The sequence below is a fragment of the Streptomyces sp. NPDC002785 genome, from assembly GCF_040295565.1.
Classification (GTDB): domain Bacteria; phylum Actinomycetota; class Actinomycetes; order Streptomycetales; family Streptomycetaceae; genus Streptomyces.
Window position 1 is genome coordinate 1 of sequence record NZ_JBEOVN010000124.1, and the last position, 22442, is coordinate 22442.

17 protein-coding genes and 2 pseudogenes are annotated in these 22442 nt (G+C 69.8%); 6 read left to right on the forward strand and 13 right to left on the reverse strand.

The features are described 5' to 3' along the window. Window positions 1-38 precede the first annotated feature (38 nt). The 4 genes from ABTZ94_RS24925 to ABTZ94_RS24940 form a co-directional block, all read right to left on the reverse strand. The gene (locus ABTZ94_RS24925) at window positions 39-947 is read right to left on the reverse strand and encodes a dihydrodipicolinate synthase family protein (protein WP_351203570.1); all 909 of its coding nucleotides are present in this window, start codon (window positions 945-947) and stop codon (window positions 39-41) included. 188 nt (window positions 948-1135) lie between these two features. Beyond that, complete coding sequence (locus tag ABTZ94_RS24930) at window positions 1136-2614, reverse strand: FAD-dependent oxidoreductase (RefSeq protein WP_351203572.1); 1479 nt, start codon at window positions 2612-2614, stop codon at window positions 1136-1138. Next, entirely contained in the window at window positions 2595-2921 is a 327-nt protein-coding gene (locus ABTZ94_RS24935; RefSeq protein WP_351203574.1) for a (2Fe-2S)-binding protein, read from the reverse strand. The genes ABTZ94_RS24930 and ABTZ94_RS24935 overlap by 20 nt, the downstream gene beginning before the upstream one ends. Before the next feature lie 39 nt (window positions 2922-2960). Beyond that, window positions 2961-4127 carry an NAD(P)/FAD-dependent oxidoreductase gene (locus tag ABTZ94_RS24940; protein WP_351203576.1) on the reverse strand — a complete coding sequence of 389 codons (1167 nt, stop codon included), beginning with the start codon at window positions 4125-4127 and terminating at the stop codon, window positions 2961-2963. Between the two features lie 156 nt (window positions 4128-4283). Between ABTZ94_RS24940 and ABTZ94_RS24945 the strand changes: the two genes are divergently transcribed. After that, window positions 4284-7397, forward strand: coding sequence for an alpha-mannosidase (locus ABTZ94_RS24945; RefSeq protein WP_351203578.1), 3114 nt, complete (start codon window positions 4284-4286; stop codon window positions 7395-7397). A 240-nt stretch (window positions 7398-7637) separates the two neighbouring features. Here ABTZ94_RS24945 and ABTZ94_RS24950 read toward each other — a convergent pair whose 3' ends face one another. From ABTZ94_RS24950 to ABTZ94_RS24960, 3 genes are read right to left on the reverse strand one after another with little or no spacing between them, the layout of a single operon-like run. Continuing rightward, the gene (locus ABTZ94_RS24950; RefSeq protein ID WP_351203580.1) at window positions 7638-8432 is read right to left on the reverse strand and encodes a 3-oxoacyl-ACP reductase; all 795 of its coding nucleotides are present in this window, start codon (window positions 8430-8432) and stop codon (window positions 7638-7640) included. Window positions 8433-8438: 6 nt separating this feature from the next. Then, window positions 8439-9830, reverse strand: coding sequence for an aldehyde dehydrogenase family protein (locus ABTZ94_RS24955; RefSeq protein ID WP_351203582.1), 1392 nt, complete (start codon window positions 9828-9830; stop codon window positions 8439-8441). 8 nt (window positions 9831-9838) lie between these two features. After that, window positions 9839-11200 (reverse strand): glutamine synthetase family protein, encoded by a 1362-nt coding sequence (locus tag ABTZ94_RS24960; protein WP_351203584.1) that lies wholly within the window; start codon window positions 11198-11200, stop codon window positions 9839-9841. Between the two features lie 75 nt (window positions 11201-11275). Between ABTZ94_RS24960 and ABTZ94_RS24965 the strand changes: the two genes are divergently transcribed. Together ABTZ94_RS24965 and ABTZ94_RS24970 are read left to right on the forward strand one after the other, a co-directional pair. Continuing rightward, entirely contained in the window at window positions 11276-12016 is a 741-nt protein-coding gene (locus ABTZ94_RS24965; RefSeq protein WP_351203586.1) for a FadR/GntR family transcriptional regulator, read from the forward strand. A 92-nt stretch (window positions 12017-12108) separates the two neighbouring features. Continuing rightward, window positions 12109-12804: a gamma-glutamyl-gamma-aminobutyrate hydrolase family protein gene (locus tag ABTZ94_RS24970; protein ID WP_351203588.1), complete on the forward strand. Its 696-nt coding sequence runs from the start codon at window positions 12109-12111 to the stop codon at window positions 12802-12804. A gap of 302 nt (window positions 12805-13106) precedes the next feature. Here the strand turns inward: ABTZ94_RS24970 and ABTZ94_RS24980 are convergent. Beyond that, window positions 13107-13457, reverse strand: a pseudogene (locus ABTZ94_RS24980) (LysR substrate-binding domain-containing protein); the annotation flags it as partial. Window positions 13458-13461: 4 nt separating this feature from the next. Between ABTZ94_RS24980 and ABTZ94_RS24985 the strand changes: the two are divergent. After that, window positions 13462-14253, forward strand: a pseudogene (locus ABTZ94_RS24985) (SLAC1 family transporter); the annotation flags it as partial. On the opposite strand, the gene ABTZ94_RS24990 reads toward ABTZ94_RS24985, so the two are convergent. The 4 genes from ABTZ94_RS24990 to ABTZ94_RS25005 all read right to left on the reverse strand — a co-directional run bounded on the left by ABTZ94_RS24990 (window position 14192) and on the right by ABTZ94_RS25005 (window position 19320). After that, window positions 14192-14899 (reverse strand): helical backbone metal receptor, encoded by a 708-nt coding sequence (locus ABTZ94_RS24990; RefSeq protein ID WP_351203590.1) that lies wholly within the window; start codon window positions 14897-14899, stop codon window positions 14192-14194. The pseudogene ABTZ94_RS24985 and the gene ABTZ94_RS24990 sit on opposite strands and share 62 nt — an antisense overlap. 15 nt (window positions 14900-14914) lie before the next feature. Beyond that, window positions 14915-15460 carry a helix-turn-helix domain-containing protein gene (locus ABTZ94_RS24995; RefSeq protein WP_351203592.1) on the reverse strand — a complete coding sequence of 182 codons (546 nt, stop codon included), beginning with the start codon at window positions 15458-15460 and terminating at the stop codon, window positions 14915-14917. A gap of 160 nt (window positions 15461-15620) precedes the next feature. Then, window positions 15621-18254 carry an ABC transporter permease/substrate binding protein gene (locus tag ABTZ94_RS25000; protein WP_351203594.1) on the reverse strand — a complete coding sequence of 878 codons (2634 nt, stop codon included), beginning with the start codon at window positions 18252-18254 and terminating at the stop codon, window positions 15621-15623. After that, window positions 18247-19320, reverse strand: a complete 1074-nt coding sequence (locus ABTZ94_RS25005; protein WP_351203596.1) for a quaternary amine ABC transporter ATP-binding protein — start codon at window positions 19318-19320, stop codon at window positions 18247-18249. The genes ABTZ94_RS25000 and ABTZ94_RS25005 overlap by 8 nt, the downstream gene beginning before the upstream one ends. A 333-nt stretch (window positions 19321-19653) precedes the next feature. On the opposite strand from ABTZ94_RS25005, the gene ABTZ94_RS25010 reads away from it, so the two are divergent. Beyond that, entirely contained in the window at window positions 19654-20562 is a 909-nt protein-coding gene (locus ABTZ94_RS25010) for a 5'-3' exonuclease (RefSeq protein WP_351203602.1), read from the forward strand. A 46-nt stretch (window positions 20563-20608) separates the two neighbouring features. After that, window positions 20609-21451, forward strand: coding sequence for a siderophore-interacting protein (locus ABTZ94_RS25015; protein ID WP_351203598.1), 843 nt, complete (start codon window positions 20609-20611; stop codon window positions 21449-21451). 67 nt (window positions 21452-21518) lie between these two features. On the opposite strand, the gene ABTZ94_RS25020 is transcribed toward ABTZ94_RS25015, so the two are convergent. After that, on the reverse strand, window positions 21519-22202 hold the full coding sequence (locus tag ABTZ94_RS25020) for a MerR family transcriptional regulator (protein WP_351203600.1): 684 nt from the start codon (window positions 22200-22202) through the stop codon (window positions 21519-21521). Window positions 22203-22442 lie beyond the last annotated feature (240 nt).

Sequence of the window (22442 nt, forward strand, 5' to 3'; positions counted from 1 at the left end):
GTCGGGCGACCTCTGATCTGAGGTCGCCCGACAGGCTCTCATCCGCGGCCCTCGGCGAGCAGCTTCTCCGTCGCGGCACGCACGGCGGCCGCGTCGTCGTCGGACAGGGGCAGGCGCGGCGGACGGGTACGGCCGCCGTGGCGTCCCGCAACGTCCATGGATGCCTTGATGGCCTGGACGAACTCCGGCTTCGAGTCCCACCGCAGCAGGGGATGCAGCTCCCTGTACAGCGGCAGGGCGGTTGCCATGTCACCCGTCACAGCGGCTCGGTAGAGCTCGACACAGCAGGACGGCAGCATGTTCGGGGAGCCCGCGATCCAACCGACGGCTCCGGCGAGTGCCAGTTCCAGCAGTACGTCGTCGGCGCCCACGAGCAGGTCGAGGCCGGGCGCCTGCTCAGCGATCTCGTAAGCCCTTCGGACGTCGCCGCTGAACTCCTTGACCGCCACGATGCTGCCCTCCTGGTGGAGTGCGGCAAGCAGGCTCGGTGTCAGATCCACCTTGGTGTCGTACGGGTTGTTGTACGCGACGACCGGAACCCCGACTTGGGCCACTTCGGCGTAGTGGGCGCGGACCGCCGCGTCCTCGCAGCGGTATCCGTTGGGCGGAAGGAGCAGCACGGAACCGGCGCCCGCCTCTGCGGCCTGTTCCGCCCAGCGCCGTGACTCCGCGCTGCCGTAGGCGGCGACGCCCGGCATGACGCGGCTGCCGTCGCCCGCCGCCTCGACGGCGACCCGGACCATCTGCTCGCGTTCGCCGTCGGTCAGGGTCTGGTACTCCCCCAGTGACCCGTTGGGCACCACACCGTCGCAACCCGCGGCGATGAGCTGTTGGACGTGTGTGGCATAGGCGTCGTAGTCGATCGTGCCGTCATCCCGCAGGGTGAGCGTGGTCGCGACCATGACACCGCGCCAGGGTCGGGTGCGCGGGTGGGCGTTCGTCTGCATTGTTGCTCCTTGAGTGAGGTGTGACATGTCATTGCGTGGTGGACACGTGGGCAACAGGTGGCCGCGCGCGGTGCCGGGGCGCGGACTGGTTATGCCGGGAAATGGTCGAGGTGCTTCGGAGAGTGGTCGAGGCGTGCCGGGAGGTCCGGTTGTTTTCGGGTGGTGGCTGCGGGACTACGGGACGGCCCTTACCCGGGGTCGGCCAGGTCGGCGAGCATGGACAGCTTCACGGGGCAGGCCAGCGGGCGCCGGTCGGGCCCCTGCGGGGCGGCACCGGCGCCGGGTCCGGTGCCGTGTGCGCCGGCCAGTTCACGGACGGCGAATCCGCACGTCCGGCCCTGGCACCACCCCATCCCGGCTCGGGTGAGCAGTTTGACGGTCCTGGTGTCATCGGCTCCCAGCTCCTCGCAGGCGTTACGGATCCGGCCCGCGGTGACCTCTTCGCAACGGCAGACCTCCGTGTCGTCGGTCAGCCACTCGCTCCATCCCGCGCCCGGCCGGTGCACGGCACCCATCAACGCGGAAAAGGCCCGCAGACGGCGTCGGGAACGACGCAGGGCGGCTGCTCTGCGCGCCGCTGCCTGCGGCACCCTGCCCCGCATCTCGCGAATGACCGATAGTGCCGCCAACTCTCCTTCACAAAGGGCGAGTTCGACTCCGCCGATGCCGCCAGTCTCTCCCGCTGCCCAGACCCCCGGCACGGTGGTCCTGAGCTGCTCGTCGACGGTGACCGCATGCGTGCCGTCCGCGCACGCGCGCGTACCGCAGCCCGCCGCCGCGGCGAGTTCAAGCTGAGGAACGAGCCCGTGTCCGACGGCGAGCGCATCGCAAGCGATCTTGCGGCCGGTCCCCGGCACAGGACGCCACCGGCGGTCCACCCGGCTGACGGTCACCGCCTCGACCCGGTCGTCGCCGTGCACGTCGGTCACCGCCCGGTGAGTCAGCATTCGAACTCCGGCGCCGGTCAGTGCCACTCCGTAGCGGATGCCTTCCGCCATCTTGCCGGGGTTGGTGGCCAGCACCCGGGGAGCACGCGCGTACGCCCCGTAACCGGACGCTTCGATGAGTGCGGGAACGCTCGCACCGGCGCGCGTCAGCGAGAGGGCGACGGCCTGCAGAAGCGGACCGCTCCCCGCGACCACGACCCGACGGCCGGGCAGCACCAGGCCGGACTTGAGCATGGCCTGGGCGCCGGCCGCGCTCACCACGCCCGGAAGTGTCCAGCCGGGGAAGGGAAGTTGACGTTCATAAGCACCCGTTGCCAGCAGCAGTCGGCGGGCCCGGACAGCGGAACGCTGATCCCCTTCGGCTCCGGTGACGCCGTGCAGGATCCAGTCGCCGCCACCAGCTCGTTCCACCGTCCACACCTGATGGTTGGAGAGATGTCGGATCGCGCCGGAGTCGCGGTGCGCGGCAAGTCGTGCGGAGAGTCCGGCGAAGACGGGCCAGCCGTGGTGGAGGGCGCCGGGCCGGGTCGCGCCGAGCCCGTCGGCCGGGCTTCGGTAGTACTGCCCACCGGGCGTGACGGCCGAGTCCACCAGAACCACGTCGAGCCCGTGATCGGCCGCGGTGACGGCGGCGGCCAAGCCGGCCGGTCCCGCGCCCACCACGGCGAGTCCGGCGCAGTCCACGTCCCGTGGCCGGCGTTCATCTGTCGAGTGCGGCATGCCCGTCGCCCTCCTGTGTGGTGACGGCGTCGCCGGGGCGGGCGGGAAGCAGGCACGCACGCTGGTTCGGCCGGCCGTTGACCGTGGCCAGGCAGTCGTAGCAGGCACCGATGCCGCAGAAGGCTCCCCGCGGCCGGCCGTGGACCCTGGTGGTGCGCCAGGTCAGGATGCCCGCCGACCAGAGTGCGGCGGCGATGCTCTGGCCCGGCAGTCCACGAACCGGGCGCCCGTCGAAGGTCAGCTGGAATTCCGGTTCGGGCTGCGCCGCGACGAGCTCGGCCGGGGTACGTGCGCGTGTACGTCTCACAGGGTCCTCCCCTGGGGCACTTGAGAGCCCCCTTCGCAGTCATGTGACATGGCACGTGGTGTCGAACCGGTCCGGGGCGAACGGTCCGAGATCGAGTACCGGCTGCCGCGCGGCGATCGCGTCGGCGATCAGCAGTCCGGTCGCGGGGGCCAGCCCGATCCCGGCTCCTTCATGGCCGCAGGCGTGGAAGAGGCCTGGCACCCGGGGGTCCGGGCCGATCGCCGGCAGATGATCGGGCAGGTAGGGACGGAACCCGTGGTAGGCGCGCATCACCCGCACATCCGCCAGTACAGGGAACAGCGCAGCGGCCTGGGCAGCCAGCTGGGCGACCACCGGAACCGACAACGTCCGGTCGAAGCCGACCCGTTCGCGGCTGGCTCCGATCAGCACCGGCCCCGAGGGGGTTCCCTCCACCACGGGCGAGGTCTGCAGCGCCGCGGACCCGCTCGACACATCGGCAACGTACTCCGCCGCATAGACCTTGTGCCGGATCAGCCGCGGCAACGGCTCGGTGACGAGCACGAATCCCCTGCGCGGCAGGACCGGCAGGTCCACTCCGGCCAGTGCGGCCAGGTCACCGCCCCAGGTGCCCGCCGCGTTGACAACCACCGGGGCACTCAGTTCGCTCCGTGCGGTGCGCACCCCGCGTACGGCGCCCACCCGGTCCCTGAGTATCCCGACGACCTCCTCCCCCAGGCACAGGCGTGCCCCTGCGCGACCGGCTGCTCGCAACAACTCAGCTGCAGCCAAGGCTGGTTGAACCTGGGCATCCTGCGGGTAGTGGCATCCTCCGGCGAGGTGCGGTGCGAGGTGAGGCTCGACATCGCGGAGCCGGTCGGATGTGACGTGGTGCGCCTCGACTCCGGCTCCCCTCTGGCCGGCGGCCGTCGCGGACAGGGTGGCGAGGGAGTCCTCGGACGCCGCCACGACCAGGCCGCCCTTCAGCTCGTACTCGATGTCCGCGGGCAGCTCTTCCGACAGTCGGCGCCACAAGGAGGCGGAGAGCAGGGCCAGTTCCAGTTCGGGTCCTGACGCTTTGTCGGAGACCAGGAGGTTGCCCTCCCCGGCTCCGGTAGTGCCTCCGGCGACCGGCCCGCGGTCGACGACGGCTACGGACAGTCCGGACCGGGAGGCGTAGTAGGCGCAGGCGGCACCAACCACTCCGGCCCCGACGATGACGACATCCAGGGGCTGTCTCATGAGCACGGCAGTAATATGTCACATTGCTTCGAGGTCGCCAAGGGCGTACGCAGAGCCAGTTGATCAACCATCACCCCCTCGCACCGCTCGCAGGGATGCCGGTTCCGCCGCCGGGGAAGTGGAGCCTTGGACACCCCAAGGCACCGACCCCGAGGAGCCGTGATGCACGACGACCGCACTCTGGTGGAGGACCGCCTCGAACGGGCCCTGCACCAGTTCATCCGCCCCGCCCAGTACCCGGTCCGGACCCCGCTCGCCCTCTCCGTCCGGCACATCCCCGGCGAACCCGTACCGGCGGCCCAGGCACTGGAAGAAACCTACGAGCCGTTCAGTACAGGTACGGAGTGGGGCAAGCCGTGGTCCACCAGCTGGTTCCGGCTGAAGGGGACGGTGCCCGAGGACTGGGCGGGCCGGCGCGTCGAGGTGGTCGTCGACCCCGGCTTCTCCGGTCAGGGGCCCGGATTCCAGGTCGAGGGGATGCTGTACGACATCACGGGCGTCCCGCTCAAGGGCGTCCATCCGCGAAATCGGCATCTGACGGTCGCTTCCCCGGCCGCCGGTGGTGAACCGGTCTCGTTGCTCCTGGAGGCGGCGGCCAACCCGGCGGTTCTGGAGCACGGCTTCGCGCCGACGCCGCTCGGGGACGTACTTACGGCGGGTGACCGGCCCCTTTACCGGTTCGCCTCCGCGGACCTCGCCGTGCTGGACGAAGAGGTCTGGCATCTCGTTCTGGACATCGAGGTGCTCTCCGAGCTGATGCGGGAACTGCCCGTCGACCGTTCACGGCGGCACGAGATCCTGCGGTCGCTGGAGCGCATGCTCGATGCGCTGGATCTGCACGATGTGGCGGGCACGGCGCGAGCCGGCCGGGACCAGCTGACCCAGGCGCTGTCCCGGCCGGCGTCAGCAAGCGCGCACCGGATCTCGGCCGCCGGGCATGCGCACATCGACTCGGCATGGCTGTGGCCGCTGCGCGAGACGGTGCGCAAGGCCTCACGCACCTTCGCCAATGCCACCGCGCTGGCCCAGGACTATCCGGAGCTGGTCTTCGCCGCTTCGCAGGCCCAGCAGTACGCCTGGGTGAAGGAGCATCAGCCGCACATCTGGGAGCGGATCAAGCAGGCCGTGGCGGACGGGCAGTGGGCTCCTGTGGGGTCGATGTGGGTGGAGTCCGATGCCAATATGCCAGGCGGTGAGGCGCTGGCCCGGCAGATCGTGCACGGCAAACGGTTCTTCGAGCAGGAGCTGGCGGTGGACACGGAGGAGATCTGGCTGCCGGACTCCTTCGGCTACACGGCCGCCTTCCCGCAGCTGGCCCGGCTGGCAGGGGTGAAATGGTTCCTGACGCAGAAGCTGTCCTGGAACCAGAGCAATAAAATGCCACATCACACCTTCTGGTGGGAGGGCATCGACGGGACCAGGGTCTTCACTCACTTTCCGCCCGTGGACACCTACAACGCACAGCTGCAAGGCAGCGAACTCGCCCATGCAGAAAGAAACTTCGCGGAAAAGGGGCTGACGACCAGCTCCCTCGTCCCGTTCGGCTGGGGGGACGGAGGGGGCGGTCCGACCCGCGAGATGCTGGAGAAGGCGCGCAGGCTCAGGAATCTGGAGGGTTCGCCAAGGGTCGAGATCGAGAGACCGTCGGCGTTCTTCGTGGCGGCCGAGGAGGAGTACGGGCCGCGGGCACCGGTCTGGTCGGGCGAGCTGTATCTGGAGCTGCACCGGGCCACTTACACCACTCAGGCCAAGACCAAGCAGGGCAACCGACGCAGCGAACACCTGCTCCGTGAGGCAGAGTTGTGGGCCACCGCGGCGGTGCTGCGGACTCCCGGTCACCGTTATCCGTACGAGGCACTGGACCGGCTGTGGAAGACGGTGCTGCTGCATCAGTTCCATGACATCCTGCCGGGCTCGTCGATCGCCTGGGTGCACAGGGAGGCACGCGAGACATACGAACGGGTGCGGGAGGAGCTGGCCGATCTGGTGGCGGAAGCGGTGGCGGCGCTGGGCCGGGCCGAGGGTCTCGTGGCGCTCAACTCATCGCCGTACCACCGCAGTCAGGTGGTCGAGCTGGACGCCGAGGCGAGCGCGGTGCTGCCCTCCGGCGCGCATGTGCAGCCGCTGGGCGACGGGCGTACGGCGGTGCTGACCGAGACACCCGGGCTGGGCGCGGGTCTGCTGGACGGTTCGGCGATTCCGGAACACGCGGTCACGGCGACCGGTTCGGCGGACGAAGATTTTGTACTCGACAACGGGCTGCTGCGGGTGACGGTCGACGGCGACGGGTTGATCGCCTCAGTCCGCGATCTCGGCGCGGGGCGGGACGTCCTCGCTCCCGGTCACCGGGCCAACCTCCTCCAGCTGCATGCGGACCATCCCAATCACTGGGACGCCTGGGACATCGACCGCCACTACCGCCGCACCCGCACCGACCTCACCCACGCCGACTCCGTCGAACTGGTCGAGGAGGGGCCGTTGCGGGCCGCCGCCCGTGTGACGCGTTCGTTCGGGGCGTCCCGCATCGTGCAGGAGATCCGGCTGACTGCGGGCAGCCATCGGATCGACATCGACACCGAGGTGGACTGGCGGGAGTCGGAGAAGGTCCTCAAGGCGTCGTTCCCGCTCGATGTGCACGCCGAACGGTCCACGGCCGAAATTCAGTTCGGGCACGTCCACCGTCCCACACACGACAACACCAGCTGGGATGCGGCCCGTTTCGAGATCTGCGCCCATCGCTGGCTGCGGGTCGCCGAGCCGGGGTACGGCGTCACATTGCTCAACGACTCGACGTACGGGCACGAGGTGACCCGGACCCCGCACGGTTCGGGTCTCGGCACGACCGTACGGCTGACGCTGCTGCGCGCCCCGCACAGCCCGGACCCGGAGACCGACCTCGGTACGCACCGGTTCAGGTACGCGCTGGCGCCGGGCGGTGAGGTCACAGATGCGGTACGGGAGGGGCTGGCGCTCAATCTGCCATTGCGGGCGGCCGTTGCGCCGGCCCTTCCGTCTCTGATCAGCACCGGGCATCCTGCGGTCACGGTGGAGTCGGTCAAGCTCGCCGAGGACCGCAGCGGGGATGTGATCGTGCGGCTGTACGAGTCGGCGGGCGGGCGCGCCGAGACGACACTGCGGGTCGGATTCCCCGTCGTACAGGCCCGGATCACCGACCTGCTGGAACGGCCGCTGCACGAGGCGGACACCGATGAGCACGGTCTCGTACTGTCGCTGCGGCCGTTCCAGATCCTGACGGTCCGACTGACCCCGGTCTGAGGGCCTGTCGGGTGGCTGGTCGTGCGTGAAGTGTGACGGTTGTGATCTGCCTTCCGGGCATGGCGACGGCCCCGGAATATCACGTGGCCCCTACGCTCAGGCTCGACCCGGAAGCGCCTGCGCCGGCCTGACCCTCTACGCGGTCCTCCGCGCACTTCAGGCCCTCCTGGACCGGCGCCTGCTCGATATGCGGCCAATCCGCACCGACACCAGAACCACACCACAGGACCTGACAAAGCCCTACTGGAGGGGTGTGACGTACGCCCCGGAGATGCCCCCGTCGACGAGGAAGTCGGTGGCGTTGACGAACGAGGAGTCGTCGCTCGCGAGGAAGGCGACGGCTGCCGCGATCTCCGTGGCTTCGGCGAACCGCCCGACCGGGATGTGCACGAGCCTGCGGGCCGCGCGTTCCGGATCCTTGGCGAACAGCTCCTGGAGCAGCGGGGTGTTGACCGGTCCCGGGCAGAGCGCGTTGACCCGGATGCCTTCGCGGGCGAACTGCACACCGAGCTCGCGGGACATGGCGAGGACGCCGCCCTTGGACGCGGTGTACGAGATCTGGCTGGTGGCCGCTCCCATGATCGCGACGAAGGACGCGGTGTTGATGATCGAGCCGCGGCCCTGGCGCCGCATGTAGGGCAGGGCGGCCTTGCAGCAGAGGTAGACGGAGGTGAGGTTGACGTCCTGGACGCGCTTCCATGCCTCCAGGCCCGTGGTGAGGATGGAGTCGTCGTCGGGCGGGGAGATGCCCGCGTTGTTGAAGGCGATGTCGACGGAACCGTAGGTGTCGAACGCGGTCTTGAAGAGCGCCTCGACCTGTTCGGGGTCGGTGACGTCGACGCGTACGAACGTGCCGCCGACCTCCTCGGCCGCGGCCTTGCCCGCGTTCTCGTCGATGTCGCCGCAGACGACGTTGGCACCCTCCGACGCCAGGCGGCGTGCGGTGGCCAGGCCGATACCGCCGGCGGCTCCGGTGATGACGGCGGTGCGGCCGGCCAGGCGGCGGCAGATGTTCTCGCTGTCGATGGTGGTCATACCGGCTCAGGCCTCCGTGCTGATGAAGACGTTCTTGGTTTCGGTGAATGCGGCAAGCGCGTCGGGGCCGAGTTCCCGGCCGAGTCCAGACTGTTTGTAGCCGCCGAACGGGGTCCAGTAGCGGACGCTGGAGTGGGAGTTGACGGAGAGGTTCCCGGCCTGGACCGACTGCGAGACGCGCAGCGCGCGGCCGACGTCGCGGGTCCAGATCGAGCCGGCGAGGCCGTACTCCGTCGCGTTGGCGAGCCGGACGGCATCGGCCTCGTCCTCGAAGGGAAGGACGACAGCGACCGGCCCGAATACCTCTTCGGTGGCGACGGGTGAGTCCGGGCGGGCGTCGGTGAGGACGGTCGGCGGGAACCAGAAGCCGGGCCCTTCGGGTGCTTTGCCGCTGAGGGCGGTCGCGTCCTCGGGGACGTATCTGCGCACCCGTTCCAGTTGCGCCCGGGAGATCAGCGGGCCCATCTGGGTGTTCTCGTCGGACGGGTCACCCACGACGACCGATTCGATGGCGGGGGCGAGGAGTTCCAGGAAGCGGTCGTACGCGGATCGCTGGACCAGGATGCGGGTGCGGGCGCAGCAGTCCTGGCCCGCGTTGTCGAGGAACGCCATGGGTGCGGCGGCTGCGGCGGCCTCGATGTCGGCGTCGGCGAAGACGATGTTGGGGCTTTTGCCGCCGAGTTCGAGGGTCAGCCGCTTCACGCGCGCGGCGCACCTGGCCGTGATCTGTTTGCCGACACGGGTCGAGCCGGTGAAGACGATCTTGGCGACGCCGGGGTGCTCGACGAGGGCGTTGCCCGCCACATCGCCCGCGCCGGGCAGCACCTGGAAGAGATGCTCGGGAAGGCCCGCTTCCACGGCCAGACGGGCGAGCCGCAGTGCGGTGAGCGGGGTGGTTTCGGCGGGTTTGAGGATGACGGCGTTACCCGCGGCGAGGGCGGGGGCGGTGCCCCAGGCGGCGATCGGCATGGGGAAGTTCCACGGGGCGATCACGCCGACGACACCGAGGGGTTCGAGCAGAGTGAGGTCGATGCCGCCGGGGACCGGGATCTGCCGGCCGCTCAGCCGCTCCACTCCCCCGGCGGCGAAGTCGAGCAGATCTCGGACGTTGCCCGCCTCCCAGCGGGCGTTGGAGAGGGTGTGCCCGGCCTCGCGGACCTCCAGCCGGGCGAGTTCCTCGCGGTTCTCGTCGACGACGACGGCGAAGCGGCGCAGCAGCCGGGCGCGGTCGGCGGGGGCGAGGGCGGACCAGGTGCGCTGGGCGGCGGCGGCCCGGACGACTGCCGCGTCGACCTCGGCGGCGGTGGCGGCCGGGACGGTCGCGACGACTTCCTCCGTCGCGGGGTCGAGCACCAGGTGCTCGGTGATCCCGGCGGGCTCGGTGATCTCGGTGGTCACGTCGTGCCTCACAGACGTTCGAAGGAGCGGCGGAGCTCCCAGTCGGTCACTGCGGCGTCGAAGGCGTCGAGTTCGACGCGCGCCGTGTTGCGGTAGTGCGCGACGACCTCCTCCCCGAAGGCCGCCTTCGCCACTTCGCTCCGCTCCCAGAGTTCGGCGGCTTCACGGAGCGTGGTGGGGACGTGGTCGTACGCGGCGGTGTAGGCGTTGCCCTCGCACGCTTCGGGGAGTTCGAGTTTCTGATCGATGCCATGGAGGCCGGCGGCGATCAGTCCGGCTACGGCGAGGTGCGGGTTGACGTCGCCGCCGGGCAGCCGGTTCTCGAACCGCATCGCCCGGCCGTGGCCGACGACGCGGAGCGCGCAGGTGCGGTTGTCGTGGCCCCAGGCGACGGCGGTGGGTGCGAACGAGCCGGGCTGGAAGCGTTTGTACGAGTTGATGTTCGGCGCGTAGAGGAGGGAGAACTCCCGCAGGGCGGCGAGCTGTCCGGCGAGGAAGTGGCGCATCACCGGGGACATGCCGCCGTCCTCGCCCACCATGAGGTTGCGCCCGTCGGCGTCCTGGAGCGAGAGGTGGATATGGCAGGAGTTGCCCTCGCGCTCGTTGAACTTGGCCATGAAGGTGAGCGCGACGCCCTCCTGGGCGGCGATTTCCTTGGCGCCGGTCTTGTAGACGGCGTGCTGGTCGCAGGTGACCAGGGCCTCGTCGTACCGGAAGACGATCTCGTGCTGGCCGGGGTTGCACTCGCCCTTGGCGGACTCGACGGTCAGGCCCGCGGCAGCCATCTCGTTGCGGATGCGGCGCAGCAGGGGCTCGATGCGGCCGGTGCCGAGGACCGAGTAGTCGACGTTGTACTGGTTGGCGGGGGTCAGATCGCGGTAGTTGCGGTCCCATGCCTGTTCGTAGGTGTCCTTGAAGACGATGAACTCGAGCTCGGTGCCCGCATGGGCGGTGAGTCCGTGCTCGGCGAGGCGCTGCAGCTGGCGGCGGAGGATCTGGCGGGGTGCGGCGACGACGGGCGAGCCGTCCTCCCACGCGAGGTCGGCGATGACCATGGCGGTGCCGTCGTTCCAGGGGATCCGGCGCAGGGTCGTGAGGTCGGCGTGCATGGCGAAGTCGCCGTATCCGCGCTCCCAGGAGGACATCGCGAAGCCGTCGACGGTGTTCATGTCGGTGTCGACGGCGAGCAGGTAGTTGCAGCCCTCGGTGCCGTGCTCCATGACCTCTTCGAGGAAGAAGGCGGCGGCGAACCGCTTGCCCTGCAGCCGTCCCTGCATGTCGGGGAAGGCAAGCACGACGGTGTCGATCTCACCGCTCTCGACGAGAAGCCGTAACTCCTCGACCGCGAGCGAGGGTGTGCGGTCTGCCACGGGAAGATCCTCCTTCGGTCAGCCGGAAGTCATAAGGTAGGGGTGAGAACCATTGTTGGGAAGGGATGCCGGGACGTGGCGGAGGGAAGCGAGCCCATCGAGGGAGTGCAGCCGGCGCTGCGGCCTGTCCTGCGGCCCGTGCGGGCGGGCAACGGCTTCGAGGAAGCACTCGAACAGATCCTGCAGGTGGTCAGGCTCGGCCTGGTTCCGGGCGGCGGGCGGCTGCCCGCGGAGCGCGAGCTCGCCGAGCGGCTCGGGATCAGCCGCGTCACCCTGCGGGAGGTCCTGAAGGTGCTGCAGGACCAAGGGCTGGTGGAGAGCAGACGGGGAAGGTACGGCGGTACGTTCGTGCTCCCGCGCACCGGCAGCCCCGGCGAGGACGAGCTGCGTCGCCGGGTGGCGGCCGTCGACGTCGAGGACGTCCTGCGCTTCCGCGAGGTGCTGGAGACCGGGGCGGCCGAGCTGTGCGCCACGCACGGGTTGACGGACAAGGGCGCGGAACGGCTGCGTACGGCTCTGGCTGCGACACACGATGCGCCTCTGCCCGACTACCGCAGGCGCGACACACTTCTGCACCTGACACTGGCGGAGCTGTCCGGATCCGCCACGCTGGCAGCGCGGTACGCGGCCGTCCGGGCCACGGTGAACGACCTGCTGGACTGCATACCGCTGCTCGTGCGGAACCTGGAGCACTCGCAGCATCAGCACACCGCGTTCGTCGGAGCGGTGCTCGACGGGGACCCCGAGGCGGCACGCGCCCTGATGCGCGAACACTGCGCGGGCACGGCGGCACTGCTGCGCGGATTTCTGGCCTGACCGCTTGCGCGGCAGCCCGCCGAAACGAAAAGGTATTTCTCAGCACCATTGAACCGGGTCCGCCCGCAGGCGGCCGACCGGAGGGCCCCGCCATGTCCGTACCGCTCATCGGCGTCACCACCTACTTGGAGCCCGTCGCCCGCTGGGGTGTCTGGGAACTGCCCGCTGCCCTGCTCCCGTCCGCCTATCCGTGGCTGGTCCAGCGCTCCGGCGGCCTCGCCGCCCTGCTGTCGCCGGACGACCCGGAACGGGCGGCGGCGGCCGTGGCCCGGCTGGACGGGCTCGTCATCGCGGGCGGCAACGATGTCGAGCCCGTGCGCTACGGCGCGGAGCGCGATGCCCGGACGGGGCCACCGGCTCACGAACGCGACGCGTGGGAGCTGGCCCTGCTCGGCGCCGCCCTGCAGTCCGGCACGCCGGTGCTCGGCATCTGCCGCGGCATGCAGCTGCTGAACGTGGCGCTCGGCGGCACCCTCACCCAGCACCTGGACGGGCACACCAACCCGCTCGGCACGCCCGGCGTCCTCGGCGAGCACCCGGTGACACCGGTTCCGGGAACCCTGTACGCGTCGATCGTGCCCGAGGAGTCCTCCGTACCGACCTACCACCACCAGGCCGTGGACATGCTCGCCCCTGACCTGGTCGCATCCGCCCATGCGGCGGACGGCACGGTCGAGGCGGTCGAACTGCCGGGGGCACGGTGGGCGCTGGGGGTGCAGTGGCATCCGGAGATGGGGGACGACCTGCGGGTGATGCGTGCACTGGTGGCGGCGTCCATGCGGGGCTGACCGTGTACCGCTCGACGGATCGGCGGGCTACGGCGTGCGCCGTCCGAGCCGGCCGCGCAGCCACCCCGGCGCCGTAGCCCCTGCGCACCCTGGAACGCCCGCACGGTCGGCAGCCCCGGCGGGTCCGGCATCAGCGAGTGTGCGACGAAGTAGCCGGCGAGCGCGGCAAGTACGGCATTCGCACTGCCCGGGTCGGCGGCGCGCCCCAGCAGGTGGGTGGTGAAACACCGTGTCCGGGTCGCCAGTCCGGTGTTCGAGGGCGGGGCGGCAACCGGACGCCCCGGCCCCCGCCCGCTACCGCACTACGCCTCGCGCGCCGTCAGCGCGAGCAGGTCGCGGGCCGGGCCCGTGGGACGGCGCCCCGAGGGCCAGACCGCCCTCAGTTGGCGTCGGAGCCGTACCCCCGCCACGGGGACCTTCACCAGCCGCCGCGAGGACAGCTCCTCCCCCAGTGCCAGTTCGCTCAGCACGCACGGTCCCGCCCCGCTCTCCGCCGCTCCCTTCACCGCGGTCGTCGAGGAGAGTTCGAGCAGTGGCTGGGCCAGGCCGCCGTACACGGCGAGGGCCGCGTCCAGGACCTGGCGGGTGCCGGAGCCGTGCTCGCGCAGGATCAGCGGGGCCGCGGCCAGTTCCTGCGAGGTGAGCGGTCGGCGGCTCGTCATCGGGCATCAGGCGGCCCTGGCGCTGGATGTGGTGCTGTACACGGCGGGCACGGTGATCGGTCTTGCCGCCGCGGTCGCGATTCCGTATCTGATGGTCGTACGCCACCGGGTGGAGCCCGGCACGGCGTCGCCGGTGTGGCTGCTGCCGGTGGTGGCCCCTATGGTCTCCGCGGCGCTCGGTCCGCTGCTGGTGCCGGAGCTGCCCGCCGGTCAGTGGCAGGAGGCGATGCTGCTGGCCTGTTACGCGATGTTCGGTCCGAGTCTGCTGGCCACACTGGTGATGCTGCCGCTGATCTTCGCCCGGCTCGTCCACCAGGGCCCGCTGCCGCTCGCGCTGACGCCCACGCTGTTCCTGGTCCTCGGCCCGCTGGGTCAGTCGACGACCGCGGTCAATCAGCTCGCCGACGTGGCGCCCGGCGCGATCGGGGCGCCCTACGCCTCGGGGTTCGAAGCGTTCGCCGTGCTGTACGGGGTGCCCGTGATGGGGTTCGCGCTGATGTGGCCGGCGCTGGCCGTCGCGCTGGTGGTGCGGGCCGTACGGAACGGCATGACCTTCAGCATGATGTGGTGGGGCTTCACCTTCCCGGTCGGTACGTGCGTCACAGGCGCCGCGGGTCTGGCCCGGCACACCGGTCTCACGGCATACACCTGGCTGGCCGTCGCGCTGTACGTGCTGCTCGTGACGGCATGAGCGGTGGCCGGGCTCCGGACGCTGCGCGGGCTGCTCAGCGGAGCGCTGCTCGCAGCGCCGCAGGCGCCTGCGCCAGCGACGGCCCGTACCACGTGAGGAACCGCCCGTCGACGAGTACGGCGGTCAGTGCGGGGAACGCTTCTGGCCCGTCGTCCGCGGTGAAGCGGTACGGCTCGTCGGGCAGGACGACCAGATCGGCGCCCGCCGTGTTGAGTGTGTCGAGCGGGATACGGGGATAGCGCTCGACGTGGTCCGCGTAGACGTTCTCGACGCCCAGCCTGGCCAGCAGATCTCCGGCGAAGGTGTCGCGGCCCAGCACCATCCAGGGCCTGCGCCAGACGGGCACGACCGCACGGCGCGGGGCGCGGGGTGGCGGGAGCGCGGCCCAGGCGGCCTCGGCCTCGTCCAGCCAGCGCGGCCTGACCTGTCCGCAGGCGGTGACCAGGACCCGGTCCAGTTCCTCGAAGGCCTGGTCGAGCGTGCGGATCTCGGTGACAAGCACCTCGATCCCGGCGGCCCCGATCGCCACGAGGTCGGGTTCGCGGTTCTCCTCCTCGTTGGCGACGACCAGATCGGGCCGGAGCGCGACGACCGCCGCCACGTCGGGATTCTTGGTGCCGCCGATACGGGCGGCACTCAGGCCGGCCGGGTGGGTGCACCAGTCGGTGACTCCGACCAGCAGGCCGGGGGCGGTGACGGCGACGGCCTCGGTGAGCGAGGGAACCAGGGAGACAACTCGCACAGCGGAAAACCCCTCTCAGCGACGCGGGTCGAAGGTGGCGTCGATGTGCTCGGCGACCGCGACGACCAGCAGCCGCGTACCGGGCATCGTGGCCCGCCAGCGGTGCCGCACCCCACCGGACAGGAACAGGGTGTCGCCCTGCTCCAGCCGGTACGCCTGCCCCTCGGCCTCCACCTCCGCGGCGCCCTGCACCACGTACATCAGTTCGTCGTTGCGGTGCTGGAACTCGCGCCCGAGGTCGAGTTCACCGGTGAACTCCAGGGCGCTGAGCTGATGGCGTCCGCGCACCACCCTGCGTGCCCCGTCGCCCTCGCCCGCCCGTACGACATCGACGGCACGCGCCGAGTCCGCGGCAGCGCGCAGTCGTACCGTGGTGGTCTCCAGGGCTTCGGCGACCCGGTCCAGGGACCGGGCGCTGGGCCGGGCCCGCTCGTTCTCGATCTGACTGAGGAACGGCACGGACAGACCACTGCGGGTCGCGACCGCGGCCAGTGTGAGCCCCAGGGATCTGCGCCGTCGGCGGACCGCTGCGCCCACGCGGAGTGCTTCCTTGTCATCCATGTCCGGCTCCCTCCCGACTCGTCATCCTTCCGGTTGCCAGCACATTACGCACACGGTTACGCAAGGTCGGCCGGTCGATGAACGTCTTCCGGACCGCCGGAAGGGGCGGGCCGCCGACGGCGCGCCCACCCCTTCCCATGCACAGGCCCTGCGGAGAGCCCTACTGCGGAGCCATCTTGTCCACGATGCCCGGGTTCGTCTCCATCCAGGCCTTCACGGCCTCTTCCTCATGGCCCGTACCGCGCTTCTGGATCTGGTTCTCCAGGCCGGCGAGCTGGTCCTCGCTCAGCTTGAAGTTCTTGAACCACTTCGTCAGCTGCGGGTACTGCTTCGGGAAGTCCTTGCTGGCGATGGTGTGCAGCCGGTCGCCGTTGCCGAATGCCTTCTCGGGATCCTTCAGCTTGGTCATGCCGAACTCGTTGTACGCCCAGTGCGGCGTCCAGAGCAGCACCGCGATGGGCTCCTTCTTGGCGTACGCGCGCTTCAGTTCGGCGAGCATGCCGGGCGTCGAGGAGTCGACAACCTTGTACTCCTTGTCCAGGCCGTACGTCGGCAGGACGTTCTTCTTGAGGTTCTCCATCGTGGCAGTGCCCGGCTCGATGCCGACGATCCGGCCCTTGAACTGCGAGGACTTGCCCTTGAGGTCGGCGAGGGACTTGACGTCCTTCACGTAACTCGGCACCGCGATCTCGATCGATGTCGGGCCGTACCACGAACCGATGTCGGTCAGCTGGGAGCCGTACTTGTTCCAGTAGTTCTTCTGGGTGTACGGCAGCCAGCCGTCGAACTGGACATCGATCTGGCCACGGGACATCGCGGTGTACATCGGACCGACCTCGAACTGCTTGAGGTTGATCTTGTAGCCGCGCTCCTCCAGGACCGCCTTCCACAGATACGTGGCGGCGATGTCCTCCTCCCAGGGGAACCAGGCCATCTCGACGGCGCGGTCGCGCTCGTCCTTGCCGCCCGCGTCCTTGGACGTATGGGCCTGGGCGACGGGCGTCCACTTGTCGGCGACGCCCGGGTTGGCCTTCAGCCAGGTGCGGACGGCCTCCTGCTCGTTGCCGGAACCGGCCTTCTGGATCTCCGCCTCGAGGCCGGTGAGCTGGTCCTCGCTCATCTTGAAGTTCTTGAGCCAGGTGCCGACCTCGGGGTTGTCGGCGGAGAAGCCCTTGCGGGCCAGGGTGTGGATGCCGTCGCCCTTGCCCCAGAGGTTCTTGGGGTCCTTGAGCTTGGTCAGGTCGAACTGGTTGTACGCCCAGTGCGGAGACCAGAGCGGCACGACGATCGGTTCCTTCTTGGCGTACGCGCGCTTCAGCTCGGCCAGCATCGACGGCGTGGAGCCGTCGACGACCTTGTACTCCTTGTCCAGGCCGTAGCCCGGCAGAATCTTGTCCTTGAGCAGGCCCATCTCACCGGCGCTCGGCTCGATGCCGACGATCCGGCCCTTGAACTGCGAGGACTTGCCCTTGAGATCGTCCAGCGACTGGACGTCCTTCATGTACGAGGGGACGGCCAGCTCCAGCGAGGTGGGGCCGTACCAGGAGCCGATGTCCTCCAGGCGGTCCTGGTACTTCTCCCAGTAGCTGGCGTGGGTGACCGGGAGCCAGGAGTCGGTCTCGAAGTCGATCTGGCCGTTGGCCATACCGGTGTAGAGCGCGCCGGCCTCGTACTGCTTGACGTCGACCTCGAAGCCGCGCCGCTCCAGCATCTCCTTCCACAGGAAGGTGGAGGCGATGCCCTCGTCCCACGGGATGTAGCCCATGCTGATCTTCTTGCCCGCACCGATTTTCGAGCCGCCCGCGGTGGTTGCCTTGTCTGAGTCGGACGAGCCGAAGAGGCCCATGCCGCCCGCGACGAGTGCGAGGACGACGATGCCGACGACCGCGACGACGGGCTGCGGACGGTGGTTCCAGACCTTCAGTCCGCCGGCCATCGACTGCGCCCTGGCGAGGGCGCGGCGGGCGAGCGGGGAGACCTCGCGGCCGAGCGCGCCGGTCATCCGGTCCAGGTACATCGCCACGATGACGATGGAGATGCCCGCCTCGAAGCCGAGGCCGACGTCGACATTGCCGATGGCACGGTAGACGGCGCCACCGAGGCCGCCGCCGCCGACCATGCCGGCGATGACCACCATGGACAGGCCCAGCATGATGACCTGGTTGATGCCCGCCATGATCGTGGGCAGGGCGAGCGGCAGCTGCACCCGCAGCAGGGTGTTGCGCCGGGTGGTGCCGAACGCCTCGGCCGCCTCGACGAGTTCGCCGTCGACCTGGCGGATGCCGAGCTCGGTCATCCGGACACCCGGGGGCAGCGAGAAGATGATGGTGGCGATGATGCCGGGGACCACGCCGACGCCGAAGAAGATGACGCCGGGGATCAGATAGACCATGGCGGGCATGGTCTGCATGAAGTCCAGGACCGGCCGGGTCACCGCGCTGACGGTCTTGGAGCGGGACGCCCAGATGCCCAGCGGTACGGCCAGCACCAGCGCGATGATGGTGGCGACGAGCACCAGGGTGAGGGTGTCCATCGCTTCGTCCCACAGCTCGACGGAGTCGATAGCGGCGAAGCCGACGAAGGCGAGCACACCCGCGAGCAGACCACGCAGCCACCAGGCGATGACGGCGACGATGCCCGCGAAGAGCAGCGGTGCCGGGGCGGAGAGCACGGCGGCTATGCCGTCGAACATGCCACTGACGATCGAGCTGATCGCGTCGAACAGCCAGGACAGGTGGGTCTGCAGCCAGTCGACCGCGGAGTCGACCCAGTCACCGAGAGGAAGCCTAAACATTGGCCACCTTCTTCGTGCCGGCCACTGAAGGCATGACGTCCTGCGGGGCCTCGGTGGGGGTCATCGGCTCACCGAGGACGGCCAGCAGCCGGGCGCGCGGTACGACACCGACGAGCTCGCCCTTGGCATCGGTCACGGCGACCGCGACTCCACTCTGCGAGCAGGGCGTGAAGAGCTCGATGATCGGCGTGGACTCGGTGACGGTGGCCGGGGCGGCCCTGAGGACGTCGGCGGCGGTACGCAGTTCCTTGCCGTCGTCCGTGCTGGTACCCATGACGGTGTGCGGCTCGGCCATGATGGCGCCCGCGGTCAGCACCCGGGTCCGGTCGACGTCCTGGGTGAAGGAGGCGACGTAGTCATTGGCCGGGGTGACGAGGATGTCCTCGGCGGTGCCGAGCTGGACGATCTTCCCGTCACGCATCACGGCGATACGGTCACCGAGGCGCATGGCCTCGTTGAGGTCGTGGGTGATGAAGACGATGGTCTTCTTCAGGCGCTTCTGCAGTTCGAGCAGCTGGTCCTGCATGTCGCGGCGGATCAGCGGGTCGAGCGCGCTGAAGGACTCGTCCATCAGCAGCAGGTCGGCGTCGGTGGCCAGGGCGCGGGCCAGGCCGACACGCTGCTGCATACCGCCGGACAGCTCGTCGGGCCAGGACTTCTCCCAGCCGGCAAGACCGGTCAGTTCCAGCGCGTCGGCGGCGCGCTTGTCGCGCTCGGCGCGCGGCACACCCTGCACTTCGAGACCGTAGGCGGCGTTCTCCAGCACACTCCGGTGGGGGAAGAGCGCGAAGTGCTGGAACACCATGCTGATCTTGGAGGACCGGACATGGCGCAGTTCTGCGGGGCTCAGGGCGGTCAGGTCCTGGCCGTCGAACAGCACGCGTCCGGCTGTGGGCTCCAGAAGTCCGTTGAGCATGCGCAGCAACGTGGACTTTCCGGACCCGGACAGACCCATCACGACGAAGATCTGTCCCGGTTCGACGGTGAACGAGGCGTCGATCACCGCTGCGGTCGTTCCGTCGGCGCGCAGCTCGTCGCGGTCGGCGCCGCCTTCGAGCTTCTGCACGGCTTGATCGGGTCGTCTGCCGAACACTTTGTACAAGTGCTCAGCTTGCAGCCTTGACACATACACCTCGCGGGTTGAACCGAAAAACGGTCTGCCACCCCCTCCGGCAGACCGTGGAGCAGCGCGGATTCGGTCCGCATGGCACGAGCACTAGTTGAAACTGCTACGTGATCCGCTCCGGCTGCGCGCCTGCCCCGACTCAAACGAGCCAAACACAAGAGTGAGCCAGGTCACGCGTGAGCGGCCGTCGTCGGGGCTCGCCCCCACGCCCCGGTGTCCGCGACGGCGGGTGTCAGTGGGGTGCGGCATCATCGGGGTGTGACGCGACGCCTGATGCTCCTCGACACCGCTTCCCTCTACTACCGCGCCTACTTCGGGGTTCCCGATTCGGTGCGCGCCCCGGACGGGACACCGGTCAACGCCGTGCGCGGGCTGCTCGACTTCATCGGGCGCCTGGTGCAGGACCACCGGCCGGACGATCTGGTCGCCTGCATGGACGCGGACTGGCGGCCGCACTGGCGGGTGGAGCTGATCCCTTCGTACAAGGCGCACCGCGTCGCGGTGGAGACCGCCGAGGGGCTGCCCGACGAGGAGGAGACCCCCGACACTCTGGCCCCGCAGGTGCCGATCATCGAGGACGTCCTCGATGCGCTCGGCATCGCCCGGGTCGGCGTCGCGGACTACGAGGCGGACGATGTGATCGGCACGCTCACCGGTCTGGCCACCGGCCCCGTGGACATCGTCACCGGTGACCGGGATCTCTATCAGCTGGTCGACGACGCCCGCAGGGTGCGGGTGCTCTACCCGCTGAAGGGGGTCGGCTCGCTCCAGCTGACGGATGAGGCGTGGCTGCGGGAGAAGTACGGGGTGGACGGCTCCGGGTACGTCGATCTGGCCCTGCTGCGCGGCGACCCGAGCGACGGACTGCCGGGCGTCCCCGGCATCGGCGAGAAGACAGCTGCGAAACTGCTGGACGCCTTCGGCGATCTGGCCGCAATCATGGCCGCAGTGGACGATCCGGCCGCCAAGCTGACACCCTCGCAGCGCAAGCGCCTCGACGAGGCCCGGGACTACGTGGCCGTCGCGCCGAAGGTGGTCCGTGTCGCCGGTGACGTACCCCTGCCGGAGTTCGACGCCGCGCTGCCCACCGAGCCGCGCGACCCCGCCGCCCTCGAAGCCCTGGCGAAGCAGTGGGGGCTGGGCGGTGCCCTGCAACGCCTGCTCTCCACACTGCGCGACTGAGGTGCTAGCTTAGGTAAGCCTAAGCACTCGGAGCAGGGAGAACCTTGTGGCAGAACGACCGGCACGACAGGCACCCGAGGCGCAGGGGGCCCACGTTCTGCGCACCGAGCGGATCACTCCTCACATGGTGCGCGTGGTGCTCGGCGGTGACGGCCTCGCCGGCTTCGGGCTCTCCGGGTTCACCGATCACTACGTCAAGCTCTGTTTCGCCCCCGAGGGCGCGGACTACGCGCACCCGTTCGACATGGCCCGCATCCGTGAGGAGCAGCCGCGGGAGCTGTGGCCCACCACCCGCACCTACACGGTGCGCTCCTGGGATCCGGTCACCCGGGAGCTGGCCATCGACTTCGTGGTCCACGGCGACGAGGGCCTCGCCGGACCCTGGGCGATGCGGGCAGCCCCGGGGGACCAGGTGACCTTCCTCGGCCCCGGCGGGGGCTACAGCCCGGACGCCTCGGCGGACTGGCACCTCCTGGCGGGCGACGAGAGCGCTCTGCCGGCCGTCGCCGCCGCCCTGGAGCAGATACCGGCGGGCGCGGTGGTGCACGCGTTCGTCGAGGTGGCGGACGCCTCGGAGGAGCAGAAGATCGTGACGCCCGACGGGGTCGAGGTGACCTGGCTGCACCGCGGGGAACGTCCGGTCGGCGAGGCGCTGACAGCCGCGGTGAAGGAGCTGGAGTTCCCGGCGGGCGAGGTCCAGGCATTCGTCCACGGCGAGGCGGGCTTCGTGAAGGAGATCCGCCGCCATCTGCGCCTGGACCGCCAGATCCCGCTCCCCCAGCTGTCCATCTCCGGCTACTGGCGGCTCGGCCAGAACGACGACGCCTGGCGCTCGGTCAAGCGCGAGTGGAACGCACAGGTGCAGCGCGAGCAGGAGAGCGCGGCGTAACACCGGCTAGCTCACTCGCGTATGCCCCGGTCACCGACCGGGGCATACGTGTTCCCGGGGTGCCGGCTCATCCACCGGCGGCACGCACCGCAGCCCCGTCGTCGCCGCCCGAACCCCCCTCGCCGTCGCCGCCGTACGCGCGCGAGGATGCGTCCACGTGCGCGAGCCGTCGCAGCGCGCTGAACATCGCCTCCCCCAGCACTGTGCCGACGACCACGCTCTCCACCAGGTCCTCGCGCGCCACCCGACCCCCCACGTACTCGAGGTCGGCCCGTGCGACCGGTTCGGCGGCGGCCGCGTAGTCGTCGAGCAGCTCGACGAACCCGCCGTGCCCGGCCCGTCGCAGTGCGACAATCACGCCGGCCAGACACTCGCCGGCCGGACTGTGCGTCTCGGCCCGCCAGCCGCGCCGCTCGACCAGCTCCGCCACCTCTTCGCGGGCACCGTCCAGCTCGGGCCCCGGCTCGCCCCCCTGCAACGGGGTGAGGCGCTTCGCCGTGACACCCAACACCTTGTGCACCGGCTGCTCCGGGTCCTCGACCGCCCGGAGCACATCACCGATGGCCGCGAGCGAGAGCCCACCGACATCCAGCAGGGCACGGATCAGCCGCAGCCTGCGCTCATGGCCGGAGTCGTAACTCGCCTGGTTCGGGCTGGTCAACTGCCCGGCGGGCAGCAGCCCTTCACGTACATAGAACTTGATCGTCGGTACCGGAACCCCGGACCTGCGACTCAACTCACCGATGCGCACCGCGTGTTCTTCCTTCCGTGCTTGCCAACCCCGGACCCATCATAGATAGTTCCACTATCAGATAGTGGGAAGTGCCACTATCCACTACCCATAATCAGGGGGGATTCTCATGTTTTCGTGGCGTTCATGGCACCGGCCACTAGTCCCAATGCCGTTCGGTTAGAGGTTCGATCTGCGGCGCAATGCTCGGCGTTTCGGCTGGTGATACGGGTGCAGCCCTTGTAGTGGTTCTCGGGTCCG